Raw genomic sequence first — 6,259 nt, 5'->3', positions numbered from 1 at the left:
TGCTCAGATGTCCAGGAAGCGAACGTCTTTGGCGTTGCGGGTGATGAAGCTGCGGCGTGCGTCGACGTCCTCGCCCATCAGGATGGAGAACAGTTCGTCGGCTGCGGCGGCGTCGTCGAGGGTGACTTGGCGCAGCACCCGCACGGTCGGGTCCATGGTGGTTTCCCATAGCTCTTTGGCGTCCATTTCGCCGAGACCCTTGTAGCGCTGGATGCCGTCGTCCTTATTGATCTTCTTGCCGGCTTTGGTCCCCGCTTCGAGCAGGCCGTCGCGCTCGCGGTCGGAGTAGGCGAATTCGGGGTCGCTGCGCTGCCATTTCAGCTTGTACAGCGGCGGCTGCGCCAGGAATACGTGGCCGTGTTCGATCAGCGGCCGCATGAACCGGAACAGCAGCGTCAACAACAGCGTCGAGATGTGTTGGCCGTCGACGTCGGCGTCGGCCATCAGCACGATCTTGTGGTAGCGCAGCTTGGCGATGTCGAATTCGTCGTGGATGCCGGTGCCCAGCGCAGTGATGATCGCTTGGACCTCGGTGTTTTTCAGTACGCGGTCGATGCGCGCCTTTTCCACGTTGATGATCTTGCCGCGCAGCGGCAGGATCGCCTGGAACATCGAGTCGCGACCGCTCTTGGCCGAGCCGCCGGCCGAATCACCCTCCACCACATACAGTTCGGATTTACGCGGGTCGGTGGAGCGGCAATCGGCAAGCTTGCCCGGCAGACCGCCGAGGTCGGTGGCGCTCTTGCGGCGCACCAACTCCCGCGCCTTGCGCGCGGCGATGCGCGCCTGCGCCGACGATACCGCCTTGTTCACAATGGTTTTCGCCTCGGACGGGTTGGCCTCGAACCAGTGGGTGAGCTGCTCGTTGCAGACCTTCTGCACGAACGACTTGACTTCGGTGTTACCCAGCTTGGTCTTGGTCTGGCCCTCGAACTGCGGTTCGCTGACCTTGACCGAAATCACCGCGGCCAGGCCTTCGCGGATGTCGTCGCCGGTGAGGTTGGCGTCTTTCTCCTTGAGCAGCTTCTTGTCCTTGGCGTACTTGTTCACCACCGACGTCAGCGCGCTGCGGAAACCCTCTTCGTGGGTTCCGCCCTCGTGGGTGTTGATCGTGTTGGCGAAGGTGTGCACCGACTCCGAGTAGCCGCCGTTCCACTGCATCGCGATCTCGACCTCGTGGCCGGTGCCCTTGCCTTCGAAGTCGATGATGCTCTGCTGAATTGGGTTCTTGGTGCGGTTGATGTGCTTGACGAAATCGACCAGACCGCCGGGATAGTGAAACGTGCGCTGCTTGACCTTGTGCGGGGCGGTGGATTCGGCCGCCTTTTCCTCGGCGGTCTTGGGAGCTTCGGCGGTGTCGCTGACGACGTCGTCGACCACCTCTTCGCGGGACACTCGCTCGTCGGTGAGGGTGATGGTCAATCCCTTGTTGAGGAACGCCATTTCCTGCAGTCGACGAGCCACCGTCTCGAAGTCGTAGTCGGTGGTTTCGAAGATATCGGGGTCGGCCCAGAACCGCACCGTGGTTCCGGTCTTCTTTGTGGCCTCACCCTGCTTGAGGGTGCCGGGCACGGCGCGCTCGTAGTACTGCGACCACTCGTGCCCGTCGCGGAAGATGTCCACCTCGAGGCGCGTCGACAGCGCATTGACCACCGACACACCGACGCCGTGCAAACCACCACTGACGTTGTAACCACTGTTTTCGCCGCCGAACTTGCCGCCGGCATGCAGTTGGGTCATCACCACGTCCACAGTCGGTGCGCCGGTGGCGTGCATGGCCACCGGAATGCCACGGCCGTTGTCGGCGACTTCGACGCTGCCGTCGTCGAGGATGCGCACGTCGACCTGGTTGGCGTAGCCGGCCATCGCCTCGTCGACGGAGTTGTCCACCACCTCCCAGATCAGGTGGTGCAAACCTCGTTCGCCGGTGGAGCCGATGTACATGCCGGGTCGCTTACGGACGGCCTCCAGGCCTTCGAGCACGGTGATCGCTGACGCGCCGTATTCGTCTTGCGCCTTCTTCTTCTGGGCAGCCACGGTCGGAATGCTCTCCTCGGGGTTTCATGCGGGCGGTTCCTCATCACCGCAGCAGTCGCATTTACCCACTCTACCGTGATCGGGGGCCGGGACCGATTTTCTGGGCGCGTTTCTACCTATCTGGACGCGCCGTGCGCTGAATTTCTCTATTGACGCCGCGTCCGGACGTGCGTCGCGGGGGTCCGTTTCGTTCTCGCGGATCTGAGCGGGCAAACGTTTACGGCTTACGGGCGGCCGGGCACCGGCGACGGGCAACCACTCGATTCTGTCATCTGTGGGTGTCGCGCGATGCGAGACGGGGCCGACCGCCCGGGCGCGGCGCGCTAACAGAGTGGCTTGGTCTACCCGCGCCGTCGACTAGCTCACCTAATCCAACGGTATTGGCGGGCTGATGAGCCGGAAACCCGACTTGCTGCGTTCCATGAACCGGCGCTCGAATGTGCCTCGGGTCTGCCTGCCGTGGAACTTGCCCCAGAGCACCAAATAGTCTTTGTCTGGCTGGCCTGCGCGTAGCACAACCTGCTCTGAATCCGACTCGGGCTTCCGTAACTCGAGCCGATCCCCGTCGACCTTCAACAACCATGCGGTGGTGTAACCCGCCGGCACCTGGCTGACAAACCTGACCAGGTGCAATGGTGCCTTGTCGCGATCGGTGATCGCCACATTGATCCACGGTTGCGGGTTGTCCTGGTTCAGCATCGCTCGGCGCCCGTCGACGCTGAATGACGTTGCGCGCCAAACGCCGTCGAGCGTTGAGGTGGGGGTGTGGTAGGCGATGTACGCCATCGCGCTGCCCACCGCGGCGCCCGTCGTTAGCGTCGCGGCGACGCCGAATTTGGCGACCACGCCGGCCGCTGCGCTGGGATGCTGGACGCGGCTGGCGCGTTTGACGGCTGGGCGCGTTGACTTTACCCCCGCCTTCAGCCATAGGTGTCGCGCGGCCCTCGACCGGAGATGTGTCGGGGCCCCTTGCGCCAGGACGGGGCGGCAGGACCGGTGATTTTCAACGACGTCACCACACCGTTGCCCACCGCCGCGGCAATCTTGGCCAGCAACTGCGCCTGGATCATCCGCAATTGGGTTGCCCAGGCGGTGGATTCGGCGGCCACGCTGAGCACCCCCTCGTTCAGCGCGGTCGGCGTCGCGTGATCGGCGATCTGATGCCCCACCACCGACGCCCAGTGCCCGAGCACCGTGCCCTCGGCGACACGGCCCGACCACCCGCGCTTTTTCGCGAGATCACGGGCCACCCTGCCCATCAGTTGTGGATCGCGAGCGTCGGGGCCCGGACCCGACCAGCTGCGCCGCTGCCCAGTGACGCGGCGCGGAACCGGATTGCTGCTGCGGCCGCGCCCGGCATCCTTGCCCTGCGCCCGCGCCGCCGCCCGGGCCTCTTCGAGGGTGCGTCGCACCAAGTCGATGCCGCTGAGTCCACTCGGCGGTTCGAAGGGCGGTGGGCCTTGTTCGTCGTGGTCGTCGCCGCGGCCGGTCATAGTCGCATCACCGAAACCCGGCCGGTGTCATCGTCTTGCAAGTCGATGTGCACCCGCCTAGCGTCCCAGCCGGCCGGGACATCTTCCAGTACCGCCGCGGTTATCAAGACTTGTTCGGCCGATTCGGCCACCGCCGCCAGGGCGCGGCGGCGCGCCGCGTCCAGTTCGGCGAACACGTCGTCGAGCAACAACACCGGCTCGGTGCCGTCCGCGCGAAGCAACTCGTATGCGGCCAGCCGCAGCGCGATCGCGAAAGACCACGATTCACCGTGGCTGGCAAAGCCTTTCGCTGGTTGATCCCCCAGACGCAGCTCCAGATCGTCGCGGTGCGGGCCGACCAGACACACGCCGCGTTCCAATTCGGCCCTGCGCCGCGCCGCCAACGCGGCCAACAACGCGGCTTCCAAGAAGTCGCCGTCGGTGCCCGCGGCGTCTGTCCCCTGGGCATCCAACCCGTCGACGCTCGTCTTGTAGTTAATCGACGCCGGCCGTGACCCCGGCGCTAACAACTGGTAGGCCTTCTCTACCTCCGGTGCCAGCTGGTTCACCAAATCGATACGGGCAGCCATCAATTCGGCACCGTGCTCGGCCAACCGGCTGTCCCACACGTCGAGGGTGTCCATCGCGCCTTGGTCGCCGCAGTGCCGTACCCCGGCCAACGATTTCAACAGCGCGGTCCGTTGCCGCAGTACCTTGTCGTAGTCGGCGCGCAGCGCGGCCACCGTGGGCCGGCGCACGGTCGCCAGGTCGTCGAGGTAACGCCGCCGATCCGCCGGATCGCCGCGCACCAGCGCTAAGTCCTCCGGAGCAAAGAGCACCGCGCGGAACACCCCGACCACTTCACGGGTGCTGCGCACCGGCGAGCGATTCAACCGGGCCTTGTTCGCCCGTCTCGCCGCAATCTCCACATCGATCGCGCATTCCCGGCCTTCGTTGACCACGATCGTCGAAACCACCGCTCGATCGGTGCCCGCCCGGATCAGCGGCGCGTCGGTTCCCACCCGGTGTGACCCCAATGTGGTCGAATACCACAGTGCCTCAACCAAATTAGTCTTCCCGAAACCATTGGGGCCGACGAACACCGTTCGGCCCGGCTCGAGCTCGACGTCAACTTGTGCCCAGGACCGAAAATCACGCAGCCCCAAATGCCGGATGTACACCTATCCGGGCAACCGAACTGGCATCAACAAGTAAACGTAATCCGTAGGCAACGCGGAAAACGGACCGCTTCCCGTCGGGTGGCTGTCGTCGTCGAAGGCGGGGCGCAGCAACGCCGGCTTGCCCGGGGTGGTGAAGCCGAACGACACTCGGTCGGCCTTCACCGAGGCGAGACCGTCGGTGAGATAGGTCGGGTTGAACGCGATTGTCAGCGGTTCGCCGGAGAAGTCGACGGCGAGTTCTTCTTCGGCACGGCCGACATCGTCGGCGCCGGCCGACAGCCGCAACAGACCGTCGGTGAATTCCATGCGCACCTGCGCGCCCCGGTCGGCCACCAACGCAACCAGCTTGATGGCCTCGGTCAACTCGGCCACGTTGATGGTCGCGACGGCCGTGTGCTCGGCCGGTAACAACTGACGAAACTTCGGGAACTCCGCGTCCAACAGTCGCGTCGTGCTGCGCTTGCCGTTGCCGCTGATCCCGAGCAGCCCGTCTTTTCCGACTCCGCTGCCAGCGCCCAACGACAACCGGACCTCGGAACCATCCGTGCCGGTCTTGGCGGCTTCGGCCAACGTCTTGGCCGGTACCAATACCGCCGCCTCGATGTCGGGCGACAACGCCGACCAGGCGAGCTCGCGAACTGCCAGCCGGAACCTGTCGGTGGCGGCCAAAACAACCGTCTCACCCGAGATCTCGACCCTGATGCCGGTCAACATCGGCAATGTGTCATCCCGACCCGCCGCAATCGCGACCTGGCCGATCGCCTCGGCGAACAAATCCGATGGCAGCGTCCCGGTCTCTTCGGGCAGCGTCGGCAGCGTGGGGTAATCCTCGACCGCCATCGTCGGCAACGAAAACTTGGCACTGCCGCAAGTCAATGCGACCCGGTTGCCGTCGACGTAAAAGTCGATCGGCTTGTCCGGCAATGCCCGGGTGATATCTGATAACAGCCGTCCTGACACCAAAACGCTTCCCGGAGAAGCGATTTCAGCCGCGATCTGCGCCTCGGCGGAAACTTCGTAGTCGAATCCGGAGATCGTCAGGCCCTGATCGGAGCCGGTCAACAGCACGCCGGACAGCACCGGGACCGCAGGGCGGCTCGGGAGGTTCTTCGCCACCCAGGACACCGCGTCGGCGAACGATTCTCGGACCAGGCAAAACTTCAGATCGGTGAGGCCAGCAGTTGTCGTCGCCACGTTCATAGCGTCCCTTCACCTACCAAAGTTCAAAAATCCGGCAGCCAGCTTCGGGCCCCGCCAGCTTGGGGGCCCCGCCATGGACACCGGTGGCGAGGTACCCGCCAGGACGTCCACAACGGAGTCGAATCACAACCGTAGAGCTTCTGCGTCTATCTTGAAAGCTAATCGCGAAGGCCGACAAGCCGAGTGGGAGCGAGGTTGGCAAGTGCTGTGTAGCGACGTGTCCCCAAGCCTGTTCTTTAAAGAACAACTGATGGATAAATCTCAGTACCAGTATTAAGGCCTGTGCAATCTGGGGACAGCTCCGGCTAGGCTCAGCTAGAGCGGCGATCGGCTTGTGGATGACAGCGTTGGTAACTGTGTAGCCGATGT

5 protein-coding genes are annotated in these 6,259 nt (G+C 64.4%); all 5 read right to left on the bottom strand.

Annotated elements, in window-relative coordinates:
• Nucleotides 1-3: 3 nt before the first annotated feature.
• The 5 genes from gyrB to dnaN all read right to left on the bottom strand — a co-directional run bounded on the left by gyrB (nt 4) and on the right by dnaN (nt 5,890).
• Nucleotides 4-2,037 (bottom strand): DNA topoisomerase (ATP-hydrolyzing) subunit B, encoded by a 2,034-nt coding sequence (gyrB, locus tag T428_RS0119955; protein ID WP_025737883.1) that lies wholly within the window; start codon nt 2,035-2,037, stop codon nt 4-6.
• A gap of 366 nt (nt 2,038-2,403) precedes the next feature.
• Entirely contained in the window at nt 2,404-2,883 is a 480-nt protein-coding gene (locus T428_RS0119950) for a hypothetical protein (RefSeq protein ID WP_025737882.1), read from the bottom strand.
• Between the two features lie 74 nt (nt 2,884-2,957).
• Nucleotides 2,958-3,530, bottom strand: coding sequence for a DUF721 family protein (locus tag T428_RS0119945; protein ID WP_025737881.1), 573 nt, complete (start codon nt 3,528-3,530; stop codon nt 2,958-2,960).
• Entirely contained in the window at nt 3,527-4,690 is a 1,164-nt protein-coding gene (gene recF / locus T428_RS0119940; protein WP_025737880.1) for a DNA replication/repair protein RecF, read from the bottom strand. Before recF ends, T428_RS0119945 begins: the two co-directional genes overlap by 4 nt.
• Nucleotides 4,691-5,890, bottom strand: a complete 1,200-nt coding sequence (gene dnaN / locus T428_RS0119935; protein ID WP_025737879.1) for a DNA polymerase III subunit beta — start codon at nt 5,888-5,890, stop codon at nt 4,691-4,693.
• Nucleotides 5,891-6,259 lie beyond the last annotated feature (369 nt).

This window comes from Mycobacterium genavense ATCC 51234, from assembly GCF_000526915.1.
Taxonomy (GTDB): Bacteria; Actinomycetota; Actinomycetes; order Mycobacteriales; family Mycobacteriaceae; genus Mycobacterium; species Mycobacterium genavense.
The sequence above is the reverse complement of the archived record's forward strand: the minus strand, read 5'-3'. Positions and strand labels throughout refer to the sequence as shown.